Origin of the sequence: Halalkalicoccus paucihalophilus (assembly GCF_001593955.1) — an archaeon.
GTDB classification, from domain to species: Archaea; Halobacteriota; Halobacteria; order Halobacteriales; family Halalkalicoccaceae; genus Halalkalicoccus; species Halalkalicoccus paucihalophilus.
Genome location: NZ_LTAZ01000016.1, coordinates 57,407 through 74,934, shown reverse-complemented (window position 1 = coordinate 74,934; position 17,528 = coordinate 57,407). Strand labels below are relative to the sequence as shown.

Annotated in this window: 13 protein-coding genes and 1 tRNA gene; 10 read left to right on the top strand and 4 right to left on the bottom strand. The window is 52.4% G+C overall.

Annotated features, from left to right (window positions below):
* Window positions 1–661: 661 nt before the first annotated feature.
* The 8 genes from HAPAU_RS17890 to HAPAU_RS17860 all read left to right on the top strand — a co-directional run bounded on the left by HAPAU_RS17890 (window position 662) and on the right by HAPAU_RS17860 (window position 6,625).
* A complete protein-coding gene (locus HAPAU_RS17890; RefSeq protein WP_066385417.1) occupies window positions 662–865 on the top strand; it encodes a hypothetical protein in 204 nt (67 codons plus the stop codon).
* Between the two features lie 578 nt (window positions 866–1,443).
* Window positions 1,444–2,112 (top strand): helix-turn-helix domain-containing protein, encoded by a 669-nt coding sequence (locus HAPAU_RS17885; RefSeq protein ID WP_066385415.1) that lies wholly within the window; start codon window positions 1,444–1,446, stop codon window positions 2,110–2,112.
* A gap of 470 nt (window positions 2,113–2,582) precedes the next feature.
* Window positions 2,583–2,933, top strand: a complete 351-nt coding sequence (locus HAPAU_RS17880; RefSeq protein ID WP_245634232.1) for a hypothetical protein — start codon at window positions 2,583–2,585, stop codon at window positions 2,931–2,933.
* Window positions 2,911–3,093, top strand: a complete 183-nt coding sequence (locus HAPAU_RS22600) for a hypothetical protein (RefSeq protein WP_245634231.1) — start codon at window positions 2,911–2,913, stop codon at window positions 3,091–3,093. The genes HAPAU_RS17880 and HAPAU_RS22600 overlap by 23 nt, the downstream gene beginning before the upstream one ends.
* 2 nt (window positions 3,094–3,095) lie before the next feature.
* Window positions 3,096–3,617, top strand: coding sequence for a relaxase/mobilization nuclease domain-containing protein (locus HAPAU_RS17875; protein ID WP_066385413.1), 522 nt, complete (start codon window positions 3,096–3,098; stop codon window positions 3,615–3,617).
* Window positions 3,614–4,012 (top strand): helicase HerA domain-containing protein, encoded by a 399-nt coding sequence (locus HAPAU_RS22595; protein ID WP_066385411.1) that lies wholly within the window; start codon window positions 3,614–3,616, stop codon window positions 4,010–4,012. Before HAPAU_RS17875 ends, HAPAU_RS22595 begins: the two co-directional genes overlap by 4 nt.
* A 3-nt stretch (window positions 4,013–4,015) precedes the next feature.
* On the top strand, window positions 4,016–4,933 hold the full coding sequence (locus HAPAU_RS20540; protein ID WP_368085907.1) for a type IV secretory system conjugative DNA transfer family protein: 918 nt from the start codon (window positions 4,016–4,018) through the stop codon (window positions 4,931–4,933).
* Window positions 4,934–5,971: 1,038 nt separating this feature from the next.
* On the top strand, window positions 5,972–6,625 hold the full coding sequence (locus tag HAPAU_RS17860; RefSeq protein WP_066385409.1) for a helix-turn-helix domain-containing protein: 654 nt from the start codon (window positions 5,972–5,974) through the stop codon (window positions 6,623–6,625).
* A gap of 471 nt (window positions 6,626–7,096) precedes the next feature.
* On the opposite strand, the gene HAPAU_RS17855 is transcribed toward HAPAU_RS17860, so the two are convergent.
* A tRNA-Ile gene (locus tag HAPAU_RS17855) sits at window positions 7,097–7,171 on the bottom strand.
* Window positions 7,172–8,207: 1,036 nt separating this feature from the next.
* Between HAPAU_RS17855 and HAPAU_RS23135 the strand changes: the two genes are divergently transcribed.
* Window positions 8,208–8,351 carry a helix-turn-helix domain-containing protein gene (locus HAPAU_RS23135; RefSeq protein ID WP_394327300.1) on the top strand — a complete coding sequence of 48 codons (144 nt, stop codon included), beginning with the start codon at window positions 8,208–8,210 and terminating at the stop codon, window positions 8,349–8,351.
* Window positions 8,352–8,869: 518 nt separating this feature from the next.
* Here HAPAU_RS23135 and HAPAU_RS17850 read toward each other — a convergent pair.
* The 3 genes from HAPAU_RS17850 to HAPAU_RS17840 form a co-directional block, all read right to left on the bottom strand.
* Window positions 8,870–9,271, bottom strand: a complete 402-nt coding sequence (locus HAPAU_RS17850; RefSeq protein WP_066385407.1) for a DUF7344 domain-containing protein — start codon at window positions 9,269–9,271, stop codon at window positions 8,870–8,872.
* A gap of 1,565 nt (window positions 9,272–10,836) precedes the next feature.
* On the bottom strand, window positions 10,837–15,192 hold the full coding sequence (locus HAPAU_RS20530) for a GAF domain-containing protein (protein WP_084383885.1): 4,356 nt from the start codon (window positions 15,190–15,192) through the stop codon (window positions 10,837–10,839).
* Between the two features lie 401 nt (window positions 15,193–15,593).
* A complete protein-coding gene (locus HAPAU_RS17840; RefSeq protein WP_066385436.1) occupies window positions 15,594–16,295 on the bottom strand; it encodes a DUF4013 domain-containing protein in 702 nt (233 codons plus the stop codon).
* 704 nt (window positions 16,296–16,999) lie between these two features.
* Here HAPAU_RS17840 and HAPAU_RS23335 point away from each other — a divergent pair.
* Window positions 17,000–17,326, top strand: a complete 327-nt coding sequence (locus HAPAU_RS23335; RefSeq protein WP_449267243.1) for a DUF7718 family protein — start codon at window positions 17,000–17,002, stop codon at window positions 17,324–17,326.
* Window positions 17,327–17,528: the final 202 nt, after the last annotated feature.

The window sequence follows — 17,528 nt, the reverse complement described above, 5'->3', positions numbered from 1 at the left end:
TGTGAATTTCACACTAAACATGATATTGAGCAGAACATTAATAAGGAGTAATCGCGTTACTATTGCGTGAGAGGGGTCAGCGAGAAACCTGCAGAAAAGGTGCCTCTGACACACCTTGCCCCCTCTCTCGCCCAGGAAAGGGTAACGAAGCAGTAGTTAGTACGGGATCCTGTTATTTAAATACCACTACTATGCCCTACAGATGCGATTTTCGCAAAAGAGACGTGCGACGTTTTTGAAAAAGATACGCTAGCGACCTTGTGCAATAACTGTCATTCCTGCTACAGCGAATCCTGTACGAAACCCGACACTAATTCTTGATAGGCCGCATGTTCGGCATACTCTTCGACGAAGGACTGTTGATGATATCGAACACACTCACTTCGGGAATCGTATCTACGGTATCATTGAGTATAATCAAACTCAAGGAACGATTCGTCGAACCGACCTCGAAGACCAACTTAACCCCTATCTGAATCTTGAAAAGAGTGATTATATAGACATAGAACTGAAAGAACAGGTAGTAATGTTCACAAAGCAACTATTATCGTCGCCAGATAAGAAATCCGCTGGACGAGCGTAGGGGTACACATGATGACGGTTATAGCCACTGTTCATCAGTAGAGTTATTTTGGATAGGTCTCAACTCCGTATCGAGACCATGTCCGAGAAAGAAGGACAGGAAGTAGAGACTGAGAAAACAAAGGCAGTAGCAGAGTGCGACCAGTGCGGTACGTATACCCCCGTTCGCGTCTGGTCGGACGGGACTATTCACCCTGTCGGCGGTGACGAGTTCTGTTGTGAAGAACAGTCATATACCGTCCTCGAGAATGATGCCTTCTCTGAGGCTGAACGTGAGCAGTAATATACGTAGGTTTCTCTAGTCAGAGGTGACTGCGATGTTCTCAGTATAAGCAGAACTGATTATCATTAATAACTGACCTGCGTGTGCAGACCTAACATGCTCACCTATCCGGTGGTTCACATTGCTTGGACACGAACCGTACGCTCCGAGTGAGCGTAAGAGTGCCCAAAAGAGGAGGGACGCAGGACGCCTCTGACATCACCCTGAGTCCCGCTCTTGGATGAGTTCGCCCGCTTACCGTCACGTAAGGTGTCTCTGTGCTTCAACCCTTACTTATTCTACTGAGGAGTGTAGACATAGAATGTCTCTAGTTGGTATACCATCTCTACGGGATCACCATCAGGACTATCCGCTAATTACTGGTGTCGAGTTGATGCAGTACTACTCTGTTCTAGGTTTGTAATCGGACTCTACGAACAGGTATCCTTTAGTCTTGACTCGAGGAGCTACGATACCAACTATTCCACTATTGACGTGTTCGTTAGTATCTCTACAATTCGCGTAAATTCACTGAAATCCACATACCTCAAATAACGCAAAAACGCTTTTCGTTCTCCCAGCATTTGCAAGTACAATCCATGACTGTTCTTCTCACAATCACCGTTCAAGCAGCTGAAACGGCACTCGAGGAGACTTTCGAGGAGTTAGATGATATTCGCTTCAAAATGGAGAACACGGTGACAATGCAAACCGACCAGGAGTGGCCGCACGTTTGGATTCGGGGGTACTCACGAAGAGAAATTGAAACTGCATTACGCGCCGATCCAACAGTGGCCAGTTTCGAGTATATTGGCTTGCGAGAGGGTCCCTTCTTGTACCGCATCAATGTCACAGAGGATCGAGTGTCGATGGTAGATCTCGTTCAGGAAGAAAACGGCGTGATATTGACTGCATTAGGATTCAACGGACAATGGGAGCTCCGAATACGGTTTGCCGACAATGCTCACCTCACCCGGTTTCACAACCGCCTCAAAGAGAGCGGAATTACACCTGATGTAAAGCGCGTTCGCGAATTCAACGCAGGCACCAAGGGTACCGAACTTCTTACTGGTCCACAGCGAGAAGCGCTCAAAGCAGCCGTTGAACACGGCTATTTCACGATTCCACGGCAGATCTCACTCGAAGAGCTTGCCGATGAAGTAGGAATCTCCCATCAGGCACTATCTGAACGGCTTCGCCGCGCCTCCGAACAGCTGGCCCAGTCTGAAGTCGGCCAGCCAATCGATGAGTTTGATCACGATCAGTGAATCAGCTACTGGGCTACTATTTTCTCTGTAGTAACGCTATGCCACGAAGTGAACTCTCTCTAATTCGTGTTACATTCGCACGTTCTCCGTATCAGCAAATTCGATAACAGTTGGCATGAAACCATGCTATAAAGATCATTCTATGCCATCTTCCTTGTGCAACAATCGCCTCTGCTGGAAAGGGAGATGTTGCACAAGGTAAGACGGACTAAAATATAGTATATATTATACATTTGGTATGCCCTCGTTCTCAGACCAGCCGGATATGCCCACGCTTCGGACCACTCAGATGATTCCAAACTACTAGGATCTTGACCACTGTGGTCTTACTGTGCACCACAGTAGACTAAACCGGCCGACGGCAGCGGTATGTGGCCTTGGCCACATCAGGTTTTAACCTGCCTTACACCCAAAACACCCACCAAACAGACAAACACAGCTCTACCAGCATACCCCACGGACGAAAACACATGAGCGACGACAACGACGGCGGACGGACCAAACGGGTCACGTTCTACGTCTCAGAAAGTGAACAAAACGCGCTCAAACGGGAAGCCGAAGAACGAGATAAATCCTTGAGTGCCTACTGTCTCCAGCTCATCCGACGCCAGCGCCAACTCGACGCCGAGGAACAACTCGCCGAGGATCTCAACGTCGAACAGCGCCTCGAGGAGATCACCCAGCGCGCTATCGACCGGATCGACGACTCAGTCGGAGACGTTGAGGAAACGACCGGGGCCCTTCGCGATCTCCACGCCAGAGCCGGGAACTTACCCCCTCGTGAACTTCCGGCTGCTCATGCGCCAGCACAGACCGCCTGAGGCATGGGTCGACGAACAGTTCAAATGGTCGCGTAACCGGCTCCGCGAACCACTCGCCGAACACGACCCCGTCGACGGCCTTATGACCGACAATAGTAGGGACGATACCGACGACGGCGATGACTCGGGGAAGGTGGATGACACCGACAAGTTGATCTAATCATGCACGGAGACGACCGTGACACGATCTACAAGACGAGTTATGCCGACGACGAAGGCACGGAGGCACTCACGAACTACCTCCAGCACGATCAGCAAACGGTCCGCGACAGGACCGGCCGCCCCATGTCGAAGAAAGAGATCGAGCAGTTCAACGAGAAGGCCGACGGGAAACGGAACCGGCACATCATCATTAGTCCTCGAGACCACGACCTCTCCGACGGGGAGCTCGACCGTGGCACCCGCGAGTACATGAGTGAGATGATCGAGGACCGGCCGACTGCCGATTACGTCTACGCCGTTCACGACGACAAAGAGCACGGCAAGGACGTCCATATCGCCATGACCGCAAACGACAAGCAGGACTTAGAAATGTACCCCGACGACATCAAGCGCGAGCGAGAGCACGCACACGAGACGTATCTCGAGTACAGACGCGACCGGACTCGCGAGAACGAACAGCAGCAGGAACAGGAACGCGGACGCGAGCGTGATCTTGAAAGGGGGAGGGGACCGCATCCATGACAGTCGAATCCCTCCTCCCAGTGGCCGCGGCGGGAGCGGCCGGGTCGGCCTTCGCAGCGAAACGTAAAGTATTCCCGTCCGCCCCGGAGCCCGACGAGGAAAATTTCGTCCACCCGATCAAGCTCAAGAGCGCAGACGCCGAGGATATCGACAACCGGTTCATCAAAGGCGTGCGGATTCCCCGTCGCTCGCTGCTCGCTCTCGGTGCGTCGGGCGCGGGGAAAAGTGAGACGTTGAAACACTTCGTCGATCAGCTCCAGAACGACCCAAATGAGCCGGTCGTCATCTACGATCACAAAACCGATTATCAAGACTTCCTTGGTGACCGCGAAACACCCATGATCCGGCTCTCATCCGAGGGTTCGACCGACGAGAACGAGGACGCAATCGCATAGAATATCTTCGCGGAGATCGCAGCCGAAGAGGACGCCGATGAACTTGCCCGTGGGCTGTTCCCGGACGAAGGAGGTGATTTTTGGACCGGCGCTGCTCGCCAACTGTTCGCAGCAACGCTGAAATACATCAGGCGCGACGTGACAGACCCGGATAGCGCCGACCTCGTGCGCTACTGGCAACGCACACCGCCGGAGAAAATGCACGAGAAACTTACTCGGGATGGCCACGAGGATCTCGCAGCCGCCGCGAGCGCGATCAACCCCGATACCGAACGCCAGGCTGGCTCCGTATTCGCAACAGCTCAGCAGCAGATCACGGATCTTTTTGTGGGTGACTTCGCCGAATCGGGCGAGTTCTCTATCCGCGAGTACATGGAGAATCCGGACGGGCGGGTCTTGGTGCTCGATTACCCGACTCGACAGTCCGGCACGATCGCGCCCGTGTTTCGCTACCTAATCGACCAAGCGATCATGCACGGCATGGACGACCCCGACCGGTCGACGTACTACCTCCTCGACGAGATCGAGCACTTGGATACGACGATTAAGCGCCTCGGTGAGCTGATCAACGTCGGCCGCGGCGTCAACTGCCAGGCGATTCTCTCGCTTCAGTCGATCGCCCAGCTCGAGGACACGTACGGGAAAGAACGCGCCCACGCGTTGCTCTCGGGCATGATCACGGTGATCAGGCTTCGAGTGGCCGACGTGGAGAGCGTCAACTTTCTCCGCGAGACTGTCGGGACGTCCTTCGAACAGTACACCCGGAATTCAGGCGACAGTCGTACGCCCAACGAGAGCGAGGAGAAAGAGGAATATCAGTTCGCAAAGGGCGACTTCCGGAATTTCGATCTTGGCGAGGCCGTAATCTGCCGGCAGGGTAAGGGCTGGGTCCACGGCCAGATCAAGATGTTCGAAGAGTAGTCAGTTTTTCTCATTGCCTTGTGCAACGGTTGTCATAATTAGAGAGACATGTTGCACAAGGTAGATTGATATTCAATCACTATAGAGACATAATAATTAATATGGTTAAGGCTCTACGAGTTATTGCAGCCTGAATGATTCCCGGCTGCACGCATACCCCCTCCCGTTCATGGTTGACCTCTCCGATTTGGAGAGGTTTTCAAGGGCGAAGTAATGGACGAATCGAATATAAAAACGTGCGTCATGATTGAGACTGAGAGACTGCATCGGGGTCGGTGTGCAGGCCTGACCCCAAATCGGGCAGTCCATGGCACGCTCGCACCAACTGACTGTCTCTGATCTACCACGGCAAATACGCCACTGCCCTTGAGAATAATTCTGGATGGTGTACATGTATGTGTGACTAGAATGAAGAGGGGGACCGGTCACTCCAACTGTGGTAGTCATCCATGGCAGAATAGTGGCTGACTCACCAACTGCACCTCGTCAATGAGAAGAAACACAGGGACCATCCCTTTCCCGTGGAGTGCCTCTGACAATTGATGGCGGCACTGAAAAATACAGCAGTCACTTATTTGTATTTTTTGCTTGAGTAACATATATAAGTCAGCCATACGTCTGACGTACAGATGACGCATAACTGACGCAAGGACTACCACTGTGCACGCCTCAGTTATTTTATTCATCTGGCTATTGTTAACTAGTATTACATAACAGTTAAATAACAATAGTACGTATCCACAGAAGAGAGCGACCCTGTCAGAGGCACTCCATAATATGAAACATCATCGCTCTCACCACTGGCCTGTCAAACCGCATCACTACGATCCTATATAAAAAATCTGCGGGCCTATTTAAACGGCCCTGACTAGTCATACTAATTTCAACCGCGGGTCCCAACGAGCCCTCCTAGCGCCAGGGCTACTCTTTTGTGAACTCCCCTCCTAAGAATTGCCGCTCCAAGAAATATCATAAAAATCATGCTTTACCATACTAATAATTTAATTACAATAAGAGAAATGGGTATTAGATGATGCGATGAGCGTTCTTGTTGAAGTGGAGGTTACTGCAGGTGAGTTCGAATGGGGGCGAGTATTTTCAACCCTCCCAGAAGCGACACGCATCGAACTCGAATCACTTGTCCCGCTTCCAGGATCGACGGCTCTGTTTGTCTGGATCACGAATAACGCCCATGAGTCGCTCAAAAGCAGTATCGATGCTCATCCAACAGTCAGTGCAGTTGAGCGAATTGAGAGTTTAAGTGATCGGTCACTCTACGCGATCGAGTGGGCGCTCGACTACGATCACCTGTTTCGCTACTTTCGCGACGAGAACATCCATCTCATGTCTGCGAGTGGCTCAGCAGAGACGTGGCAGTTCACGTTGCGCTTTCGGACTCACCGCTCACTCTCAGCATTCCACAAACATTGTGAAGACAGTCGGATCAGTATCGAGGTACTCCGAATCTATAATCCTCGAGAGCACCACTCCGACCAAGCGTTTGGGATCACGCAACCTCAACAAGAAGCACTCATCTTAGCCGTTCGTAAAGGATACTATGATATTCCCCGTGAGTCTAACACTGAGGAGTTGGCTGAGCAGCTGGGGATTTCCGATCAGGCGGTGACGGAACGATTGCGCCGGGCGATTGCAACGCTCACCCGGAATGCACTCATGGGTGAGAAGCTGTGAGTGAATGTATTCGAGCGGAGAAACACGCGAATTAGGGCTGGTGAGACTAAATCATGGCTCACCAAGTCAACTATTATGCATATAGCATTGGTAATTAGAGTCGTCTGCCGCGAAGGCAGGCCACTCACCCTGAGGGTGTGCCCACACCTTGCAGGTGCCTCTGACAATCGGATGGGGCCAGTCGGGCCGACTCCTACCCGGGAGTGCCTCTGACACAGCATGGCCCGGCTGGTCTGAATTTCCTCTCGTTATCGTTCGTTGGTCCTCAGATGACGAAATCTGAGAGCGACACGAAGCATCGGGCCAAAATGGGCGCCAGTCACAGGAGGACCACACCTTGTACAACGTCGAGTTTCTGCTATTGGAAAGTATAGAAAAATGTGGTATACAAACCATCCTGGGAGGCTCAAAATCGGGCCAGAAATAACCATATCCGTGCGATTATTTCCCTCCCCATTACTATCAGTCCTATGGGCCGTACCGGATTTGAACCGGTGACCACTCGGTTATGAGCCGAGCGCTCTCACCAGACTGAGCTAAAGGCCCCTACAGCCGATGAGAGAATCGGTTTAAATAATTGTTTCTATTCAGAAAAATATTGGAAGTATGTACTATCTATTGAATCAATCTATCAGCTAATACGCTGTAAGTGTAATTCGAGTACAAATTCGTCAATGAAAGCTCGTCACATGGACGTTTGAGGACGCAAGAAGAACGAAGAACTTCCATTGACATCCTCGCACGCCCTAAAGGACGTGAAATCCCCCGCATAGGGAAGATCCGGCCCTGCTATCGGAACCGAAGAGGTTTCAGCCCTACTCTTCGAGATCGTCTGTACGGGTTTCGCACTTGGCTCGGAGTGGATTGTAGCAGGACGACGTCAAAGAGATATCGTACCAATACCGCGATGTGAGAGAGATAGATATGCCTGAGGAAGGATATCTGCATCTTGTGTGAGAATTCGTACCACACACAAACACGAGGATGTAACTGGCATAACGGCCTTCAGGTACTGATCTCGACTAGCGAGTTGCTCATCGGGATGATTGCGCTGGCGATCGCTTTCTCACAGGAATCCGATCTTAGTCAAACGGGTCTGTAAGATCGAAGCGAGAATCTGGTTAGGGGGTACGTGAACAGTATCTTGTCGTAAGTACGGTTGAACAGTACGGACAGGAGATGACGAGTTTGTCCCCCTTGTGAGTTGATGTCCAATCGCCCAGGCAATGATCCTGATGATCGCACCTTGGACAGAAGAGGGTAGGCTTTTCTTCTGCCTCTAGCTGCTTCTTGGATGAGCGTGGTTGGAGTGCGGACATCATCTGAACATAGGTGGCTGCTGGTTAAGTCTCTTGTTGAGGGATTGCCATATAGCAATAAATAGTGAGATTATTCATCAAAGACTCTCACAATCTCTCTTACGGATTTCAGCAGACAACAGCAATACCATCAATGGGTATGACGATACCAATGACGTTTCTAGTGTGAGGAATCTTCGAAGTGATGATCAAACGACGTTCTACGGTTTGACCGAAGCCCAGTAGGAAACGTTAGCGATGGCTGTTCGAGAGGGTACTGTGATATCCCACGGGAGGCAAATACATCGGATCTGAGCGAGCGGTTTGAAATTTCTGATCAAGCGGTGACCGAACGCTTACGACGGGCAATTGCGACGCTAGTCAGGAATACGTTACTGATTGAGGGATATCACCGTACTCGCCGATAGTATATATAGTGGGTTAGCCGGTTAAATCATGATGTGTAAGGGCCAATTACCATAGTACTCTCGCCACATCGAATACATGTCTGCCTTCCACAGCAGACACAGATCAAGAGCGGGAGGCTACACGCTCTCACGGGGTGCCTCTGACACTCCATTTAAACAGAGGAGAGCGTCTCTGGCCTGTGCGGGGGGAGATGGCCGCTCTCATCAAAGATACCATCTCCCAGCGCGAAGCGGTGCCTCTGACAGCTCGACTTCTTTCAGACACTCATCTAATGGGATGAGTGGAGCAACAGAGACTCTGGACCGACACCAGGTGAATCCTCAGGCGTTCACATCCAGTGGCAATCAGAGAAACAGCAGTGCACAGCAACGATATGCGTACGAAATGGCTGTGTCCGGTTACTGGGTCGACTTCAATGTCGATATCTCTCTCGATGCGCAACAAATCCCTGCTGTAGGCACGGTAGTGATAGAACGGGAGGTTACAGTGAGTCAGCAGTGATTCTTCTGGCTGACTTCTAGAGAGCGTCTCGAACGAAATCCGCCGACAACTCTTGATACGCCGCATGTTCGGCGTACTCTTCAATAAAGGGCTGCTGGTGATATCGAACACACCCGCTTCGTGAATCGTATTCGATGACATCAAGTCCCTCGAGTTGCGGGAGGGATTCCTCCATCAAGAGTGATTTGAGCTGGTTATTCTCAACTACTGCTGATTGTTTACTCTCCTGGCTTGCAAGCGTTTGAATTCCTGCAACTACGTCCTCAATCGAGCTACTGGAATCAGATGTCGCTAAGAAATAGTAGATGACATAGCGGCATGATCGCGATGCGAGTGTCTTGAAGACAGCCGTATGGGCTGTTGTCCCGCCAAAGACATCGGTATCGCAGGGCACAACCGCGTCGATGTTGCTACTCATCTCTACCTCGCTTTGTGTGTCGACGATCGAATGGTGAGTGGTTGTTCAGGTTCATTGTGTCAGAGGCATGCGCATCGAGCAAATGATCGCATGGGCAATCGAGCCCTCTTGCTGTAGCGCAGATACAGAATATACCGCCACACCTTCATGGTGATTATGCCTGACAGACCATGCTGGAATCAATAGAGGGGGTCACGACCTGTCTTGATCCCGCAGGTCACCTCACCGATAGCCTACTCGTCTGCGGTCACAGCCCCACTCGGCATCTGGTCGACAACGGGGATGGCAACGTGTTGAATCAGTATATCTCGGTGCTAACAGACGCCTCTCCTGGCATAAAAGCACTAATAGGAAAGGGGGACTCAGGACGCCTCTGACATCACCCTGAAGCCCATTCTCCTGGAATCCATAGCCTCTGACAACTATATTTGAGTCCCCGCTGAACTCAGACGCTCATAGCTGCAAGGTGGTCCAATCCTTGCTTTTGTGTAAAGGGGATAAACAGGTATAATCTCGTCCCTTGGTATGCTCCTGTCTTGGCAAACGTGTCAAAGATAAGTATGACTGGCTGGCTCTGTTGAAACCCTCTCGCAGTCGTGCGATTTGCTGAGAGGCTAGTTTCGCATCGGATCCATGAAATCCGATACGAAGAGATCACTTCTTACTGTCAACCCTGAAGGATTTCAACAGAACCAACTGGCTTAATCTCCACCAAGAGATGGCATACCAGGCTTGTACTTTTTCGGATAATAGAGCGTAGTCTTTGTATCGAGACTCCCTATGACGTGCAGAGCACGGAAGAAGTAGACCGTGAACTATGTCGGCTCTTTCAATCAGCCGCCCGGAATGGCGTTCCCCTAGGTCCAACGTGGGTCTGTCGGTACGAGGACGCCCCTGATCTGGAGATCATGGTATTTGAACTCGCTCATTTGCAGGACTGAATCGGGACAGTCTTCGAGGAGCACACTCACTCATCAGGTGATGGTCGTCCACCGTCCGATCGCGAGCAGTGGGAGGAATATTGCTTCGTGAAGGGCGATCTCCAGAGCTTCGACACCGGCGAGGCTGGGATCTGCCAGTAGGCTAAGCGACTACTTACCGAGAGTCCACAGTAAAGTCCTACCTCAAGGACCGAAGCGCGTATGCGCCTAGGAAGTAGGATGAGGTGTTTACGTATTGAAATCTATTGTTGATTTGCTAGTACTTTACTAACTAGTGATTGGATGAAATATAGAATGAGCTATACACTAGCGTCTCCCTACACCAGTTGGACCGTCTACATGAACGGTCCCACAAGAGGGACTCAAGCAATGGACCGCGCTTGCTCCACTTGTGGCGGATGGTGTCGGTCAGAGGCTGTCAGAGGCACTCTCACTTCCTTTCCCTGCCGTTTTGGTGACTATGAGAGTGGATGAACAGTGTTATCATCCAGTTTGTCCTTTAATGACTCTCAGTCACTAGTGAGGCTGTAGACGCGAATGTACATATTTCTTAACCCTAACATAGGCCAACTGAGCCCTAATCGATTTCAATACTGAGCCTGTACGGCCCTGTAGAACATTTGACTATGAGTTCGCAGGTATCTCTTGTGCGGCAAAAAGGAGGGTACACACCTCCCGTTCTGCAGCCCGAAGATGAGCTGTAAATGTTGGTTGCGATACGTCCAGCGATGCAGCAACCTCCTGGCCTGTACTCATACGAGGAGATTCAAAGAATCCACTGAAGTACGCTGTTTTGAGTGCGGCCAGTTGCTTGGCTGTTAGGCGCTCTTTACAGATCGACTGAAACGTGCTTTGGGTCTTGAGGGCTCGAGTTCGGGTTTGCCGGGAGAGTAACTCTAGACCTGATGCATCATCTTGCAGTCGTTCGATGAACACACGAACATTCGCTGTATGCGAAACATCAACAATCGCTGTTACCGTCCCATCCTCGATTGTGAGCGTACGCACGACTGCATCTTGCTCGATAATCAGAGACGCGAGTGTTGGTTCGGACACCCGTGCTCGAAACAGAGTCTCACTCTCAGGAGCCTGATCGGAGAGACAGCGTAGTTCTGTAATCGCAGTCACCTGCTCGCTCGCCGCAATAAGATTCTCTGACGAGACGCCACTCGTAGTGAAGAAGACGTCCGGTTCACCGTCCGATCGATAAACAAGTCCCTCGAACTCGATTGTACAGCCCGCTTTTCGTGCAAGCTGGCACAGCGGTGTGGTCTGTCCGTGACACTGGAGTGTGAGTTCAACGACACGGTCGGTGTGGCGTGTCTCTCGGGTCTCGACCGCGTTAATAGCATGAGCAATTGTGTGGCCGAGCTCCGCTAACACAGCGTGGTCCCGCTCGTCAGATTGGGGATGACCGGCATAAATCGAAAGGACACCGTACAACGACTCTTCGTACACCAGTGGAACGCTGATACACGAGCGTGCACCCTGTTCGAGAGTCGCCTCACGCAAGGGTTCAAACCGGGTCTCAGTAGCGATATCGGAAACAACCTGCATGTCGTATGTGTCTGCCGCGGCGACGATGGGATTTCGACCGAGCGCTGTCTCGTCAGTCGAGATCGTGAGTTCATCCATGTAACTGCTATCGACCCCTGCCCACTCGCGCGGCGTAATCGTCTCCGTCGTCGGATCGCGTTCGCCGATCCAAACGAATTCATACTGATCGGAGGCTGCCAGCCGATCGCAGACGGCCCGGTCGATCTCCCCGAGACTGTCGGCCTCTACCAGCGCTTTGTCGATCTCCCGGATGAGGCCGTTGAGGCGATCGAGACGCGCTAGCTCCTCGTTCTGTCGTGCCAGTTGTTGCTCGCCCGACGCTCGATCCCACGCCGTTTCGAGGGTCGCGCCGAGCATGGTCGTGAGATCGACCATTTGTTCGTCGAACGCCTTTGTGTGAGTGGCGCCCGCACAGACGACGCCGTGTCTGCCGAGCGGGATCAGTGTGTAACTCTGGAGTGGTGACGTCCTCACTGCGCGTTCCCCATCGTGTTCACGTTCGTTTTCGAGAATCGAGAGATCGTTTTCGACGACGGTTTGGTTGTTGATGAAGGCGTGCCAAACTCGTTCAGAGAGCTCCTCAGAAAGTCGACTTATGTCGAGGTTCGTTCCTGGAGCAGTGTCGTGGATGTGCTCGGAGAATTCGCCGGTGGTTTCGTCGTACTCCCAGAGAGCTGTGTACTCAACATCAAGGACGGTCCGTGTAAGTTCGGCTGCTCGGTCCGTGATGGTCTGTGTACTCGCATCCATTAGATCGCGACTACCGGTAGTGAGACGTTCGAGGCCCTCATTAGCCTGTTTGAGCGCCTGCTCGGCGTGGGCGCGTTCGACCGCGTTCCACGTGCGCTCGGCGGTCTCTTCGACGAGCGCTATCTCGTTGTCGGTCCACTCTCGCGGCGTCGTCTGGTTGATAACCACGTACGCTGTGCAGTGGCCCTTTTTGAGTAGTGGTACGGCCACCAACGATCGAATGTCGAATTCCTCATATGTGGTACGTTGTTGCTCGCTGAACGCCGGATTGGTCGTTAGGTCGTCTACCACTACGGAATCACCCGCTTGAAGTGTCTCCAAGATGTGCTGGCCGAAGTCGTCAAAGTGATGCTCGCCGGTAGCGGGCGGAACGTCGCCGTGGCGATATTCGCTATGGACCATCACCTGGCCGTCCTCGGTGAGAACTTCGCAATAATTCGCTCGGTCGGCGTTGAGATGCTCTCCAATGACACGAGCGGCCTCTGCCTGAATCTCGACTGGGTCAGAAATCGAGTGCAGCGTATCGGTCAGCTTCGTGCGGAATCGCCCGCGTTCCTCGCGCTGCTTGCGCTCGGTAATATCCTCGAAGAGGATCGCAACTTGGTGGCTGTCTTCGCTGCCATGTGGGAATGCGTTGACCGCGTACCATCTATCCTTGAGTGCCTGGGCTTCCTGTTCGAATCGCTTTGATTCGCCCGTCTCAACGATCTCACCGTAGATGTCGAACCAGTGTTGTTCGTGTTCCGGTTCTAGTTCACGCATTCGGTTCCCCTCGGCGTCCGTCAATCCAGTATGGTCTTCGAACGCTGGATTGGTTTCCAGAAACCGGAAATCGACGGGCTCGTCGTCCTCATCGAACAGCATCTCGATGATACAAAAGCCTTGATCGACTGATTCGAATAGCGTGCGGTATTTCTCTTCCGACTCACGAACCTGCTCTTCCATTCGTCTACGCTCGGTGATATCCTGAAATATCACGCCAACTTGCTCGCTGGCCTTATCGCCAACCGGAAACGCGTACAGTTCCAGTGTGCGCTCTTCTGCTATGAGTTCGCGCTCGAATCGGTTTGCGTCCCCGGTCTGCACGACAGTATCATAAACCTCGATCCACTCAGAAGCCTCCTCAGGGATGATCTCTCGCATGGTCTGTCCGACCACATCATCGAGACCTGATTGTTCTGCAAAGGCGGGATTTGCTTTCACGTATCGGAAGTCGAGTGGTTCGTCTGGATTGGTCTCGATCTTCTCGATCACGCAAAAGCCCTCGGTCATCGACTCGAACAGTTCTCGGTAACTTTCCTCGCTCTCACGGAGCGCCTCCTCGGTTCGTTTGCGGTTGATAGCGATTCCAGCGATATTGGAGGCTGCCTCTCGGACCTTTTGATCAGGAATCACATCACCGGATTGGGTCGAATAGAGACCAAACGACCCAAGAACTTCGTCATCAGGACCAATAATTGGCGTCGAATAACAACCATACAAATCGTGTGACAGCGCCAACTCACGCCACTCTGACGCCCAGCGTGTGTCGGTTTCGAGGTCATCACAAATCACGGTCTGGCCTAGATGTGCTGCTTTGCCGCACGGGCCCAGATACGGGGGGGACATGGAGGCTCCTTCCAATGCACTTGTATACGACTCCGGTAGATTCGGTCCGATTACCGTTTTAAATCGCTCTTCACCGAGTTGAGAAATAAGAAATGTCCCATACATTCCCCCGGTGTACGCTTCAATCACGTCGATGAGTGTGGTCAACACCTCGTCTAAGCTGGCTCCTTTCGCGAGTTTCTCGAGGACGTGCTTTTGTCCTGCTACCAGCTCCCGGTTTTTGCGGAGGTCTTCTTTCACCTGCTGCTGGTTAATGAGGTCGGTAGCTTGGCGCGCCAGTACATCCAGTGAGCGGAGATCACGCTCAGACGGTTCGTGAGGCTCTTTCCAGTGTGTCGACAGCATTCCAATGACATCTCCACTGCGCGAGACGAGCGGCGTGCTCTGAATAGCACGGATACCGGTTTCAAGAAGTGTTTCTTGATCCTCCGTGTCGGCCATAAACTCGCAGGTTTTGGCGTCTGAGACGATAACTCGCTGGGCAGTTTCCAATGCCACGCTACACGGTCCGTTCGAGTCGGAATCGACTCGGTCCCACAATGCTGTGGTTTCGTCGAATCCCGAGTCAGCTAAGAGCTTGAGGTCGCCCTGGTCGGGATCGCGCAACTGGAGCCGCGCGAAGTCAGCGTGCATGATGGTGACGACGGCATCAAGAATCTCTTCATAGAGGGTGTCGATATCATCCTTCTGTATCAATCTAGTGCTGATCTCTTGCAATTGCTTCGTTGTAGCGAGTTCAACTGCAAGGTCCCTCCCGCGTTCACAGAGTCGAGCTCTTGGTTCAGTAGAGCCATTGCTATCGGCAACAGGAGTCTTCTGCTCCGATTCATCAGTAGCCGTAGAATCATACTCATTGAGAGGTCGCCACCACACGCGCCCCTGAGCACCGACCTGCTTGGTTTCGAGGACTCCAATCTCGACGAGCGTGTCTAACCTGTTGTAGATCGTCCGATCTGTACACTCAAATTTGGCGGCGACTTCCGCGGTTGTGAGTGGCGTCCCAGGTGGGCCAAGCTGATCGACTCCCTCAAGGATGGTCGAGAGTGAGGGGGCGGATCCGTTCATGAGTCTAACTATCGATAGACAAGGAAAAATATTCGGCTAATTGAACAGTCACGATCTCTTAACGAGGAAACAGACTGTCTATCGATAGCTACCGAGACAGCAAGAAAGACCGTTTGACCGAACACCTCAAAGAGTACCAACGGAGATTCGAACGATAGCACGGGATCGATTCCAGGAACCGATGTCAGACGCCGGGCTCGAGAATGACGGCGGCGACCAAGAATCTCACATCAGGCACTCTCGGAACGCCTTCGACGGGGAGCGAGCAAACTCATTGAATCGATATTAATTGTTGGTAGTGATAGAAGAGACGAATGAACCGATCTCCGCAGTATGTGTTTTTCGGGAGAAAACGCTTCAACCGAATTCCGGCACAACCACATAGAAAAGACGAGATCGAGTTAGATCTGGGCTTGTTCCTTTGGTTCGGGACGTTCCCGAACGGGAATTTGCTCAATGTCAGCCCAGGTGTGGCCGATGATATAGTAGGCTGCTACGATGGTGTAGAAACCGACGAACGCACCAGCGATGAAGCCGAGGATCGGAATCACGTTAAGCAGGCTAGAGACAATGCTCCCACCGATGATGACAAGGAATGCCATCAGCCAGCCGGTAGCGTAGGTTTTGTCCATCAGCACGCGACGCATGGTCCCGACCTCGAATCCAGACACTAGGGTCCGCTTCTCCGCGAAGTTCGCCAGTGCTGCGGGAATAGCGTATGCCGCGAGTAGGCTCAATCCGAGCCAGAGCACCATCCCCACGAAGATGCCAAGCCCGCCGATCGTTCCGAGGATGTCGCTGCCGGTCGACCCGAGCAGACCGGCACTCAGGGCGAACGCGATCAGAACGACTACGGGGACGAACGCGTAGATGAACGCGATTGCGCTTGCCTTCGCACCCTCAACGATCAGCTCGCTCCAGTCCTCAAAGCCGGGCGCTTCATCGTTCCCACTCGCAGTCCGGTCAAGAACACGAACAAGATAGCCTGCGATCGCGAACAGGGGGACGATCAGGAATCCGAACAGTGAGAGGATTCCACCAATAATCACTGTTCTCCAGAGGTCTTCGCTTTCTCTGAGATAACTGAGGGATTCGCTAATCATCGCCATCCCTCCCTAGTACTCTTCTCGCTATATCGCACACTGTCAGTCACGTTTGACGTTATCATGATTATTCCTGATACATCTCACCAGAGTGAATGTTCAGTACTACCTCATGGTGTGCTGATGGCTTAATGATTTCTATGAGAAATCGACGTAATCAGACGTTTCAGACTATCTACTTTGCGTTTGCTGGCGCACCGATAGGTGGCCTAACTTCTCATGATGCGGTCTATTTCAAGTTCCGTCTTCAGATCGGTCTCGTCGACGAGTTTGATCACTCGGCGGACAGCCTTGCTATAGGGCCGGAATTGTTCTTCGTTCACGGGAATATTCCGCACCAAACTTGAGGGCAGTACAGACTTCGAGGTAGTTCGGTCGCAGGTCTCGAGAAAGTGTAATCAGACGATCGCTGCGCGACGTTCGGTCGCACTCAGGACGTCCGGATCAAAATGGGCCCTGCTATGTGCCCTGAAGGGGCGCATCCTATCACTCACCAGTTCCAAAAGGCCGTGATCTGCCGACAGGGCAAGGGTTGGGTTCACGGCCGGATCAACATGCTCGAGGAGTAGCGCCTCTCTTTTCCCTTACCTTGTGCAACAAACGCATTTCTAATCGGGTCAGTGTTGCACAAGGCTACCGAACAGGCATCGCTACTAATTGATTCTATTACCACCATGGCGGCGCGACTGAATAGGTAATAACTCATGCCTGCCGGCCCACCACGTGACTACGACCGCATACACGAGACTCCACTCGAAGGGCCGCTACAAATCCGTATAGGCCTCACAACCGAGCGTGGCCGCGTCGAGCGCTTTGTGGTACAACTCGAGTACTGGATCAACGATAAGTGGCGAGAAGTGGTCCGATACGATCACGACCCCGAGAGCGAGATGGGTCAGGACGTGACCGAGGAAGGCCCCTTTGACAGGGCTATACGCGCTGAAAAGCACGTTCTTGGTGATAATTGGACGGCGACCGTTGAGGTGGCTCCTGAAAGGGAATTTGACTACCGAGGAAACGCGCAACCTTGAACTCCCCTTCGGGGAATCCTCGCCCTTTAGGGCGGGGAGGATGTCAAAACCAGTACAGTTGAGTTCAATAACCTCGAGATTGACGTCATCGTATTGCTCGGCAGACATTCGCAGCTCTTTCAGCAGGTTGTGGGTTGCAGCGGTTTTCCCGACACCCGTAACGCCATAGAGAAAGACGTTGCTCGGTTGCCAGCCCTGGATG

Coding starts and splice junctions, on each gene's coding strand:
- HAPAU_RS17890 (WP_066385417.1), top strand. CDS start 662: ATGTCCGAGAAAGAAGGACAGGAAGTAGAGACTGAGAAAACAAAGGCA.
- HAPAU_RS17885 (WP_066385415.1), top strand. CDS start 1,444: ATGACTGTTCTTCTCACAATCACCGTTCAAGCAGCTGAAACGGCACTC.
- HAPAU_RS17880 (WP_245634232.1), top strand. CDS start 2,583: ATGAGCGACGACAACGACGGCGGACGGACCAAACGGGTCACGTTCTAC.
- HAPAU_RS22600 (WP_245634231.1), top strand. CDS start 2,911: ATGCGCCAGCACAGACCGCCTGAGGCATGGGTCGACGAACAGTTCAAA.
- HAPAU_RS17875 (WP_066385413.1), top strand. CDS start 3,096: ATGCACGGAGACGACCGTGACACGATCTACAAGACGAGTTATGCCGAC.
- HAPAU_RS22595 (WP_066385411.1), top strand. CDS start 3,614: ATGACAGTCGAATCCCTCCTCCCAGTGGCCGCGGCGGGAGCGGCCGGG.
- HAPAU_RS17860 (WP_066385409.1), top strand. CDS start 5,972: ATGAGCGTTCTTGTTGAAGTGGAGGTTACTGCAGGTGAGTTCGAATGG.
- HAPAU_RS17850 (WP_066385407.1), bottom strand. CDS start 9,271: ATGAGTAGCAACATCGACGCGGTTGTGCCCTGCGATACCGATGTCTTT.
- HAPAU_RS20530 (WP_084383885.1), bottom strand. CDS start 15,192: ATGAACGGATCCGCCCCCTCACTCTCGACCATCCTTGAGGGAGTCGAT.
- HAPAU_RS17840 (WP_066385436.1), bottom strand. CDS start 16,295: ATGATTAGCGAATCCCTCAGTTATCTCAGAGAAAGCGAAGACCTCTGG.
- HAPAU_RS23335 (WP_449267243.1), top strand. CDS start 17,000: ATGCCTGCCGGCCCACCACGTGACTACGACCGCATACACGAGACTCCA.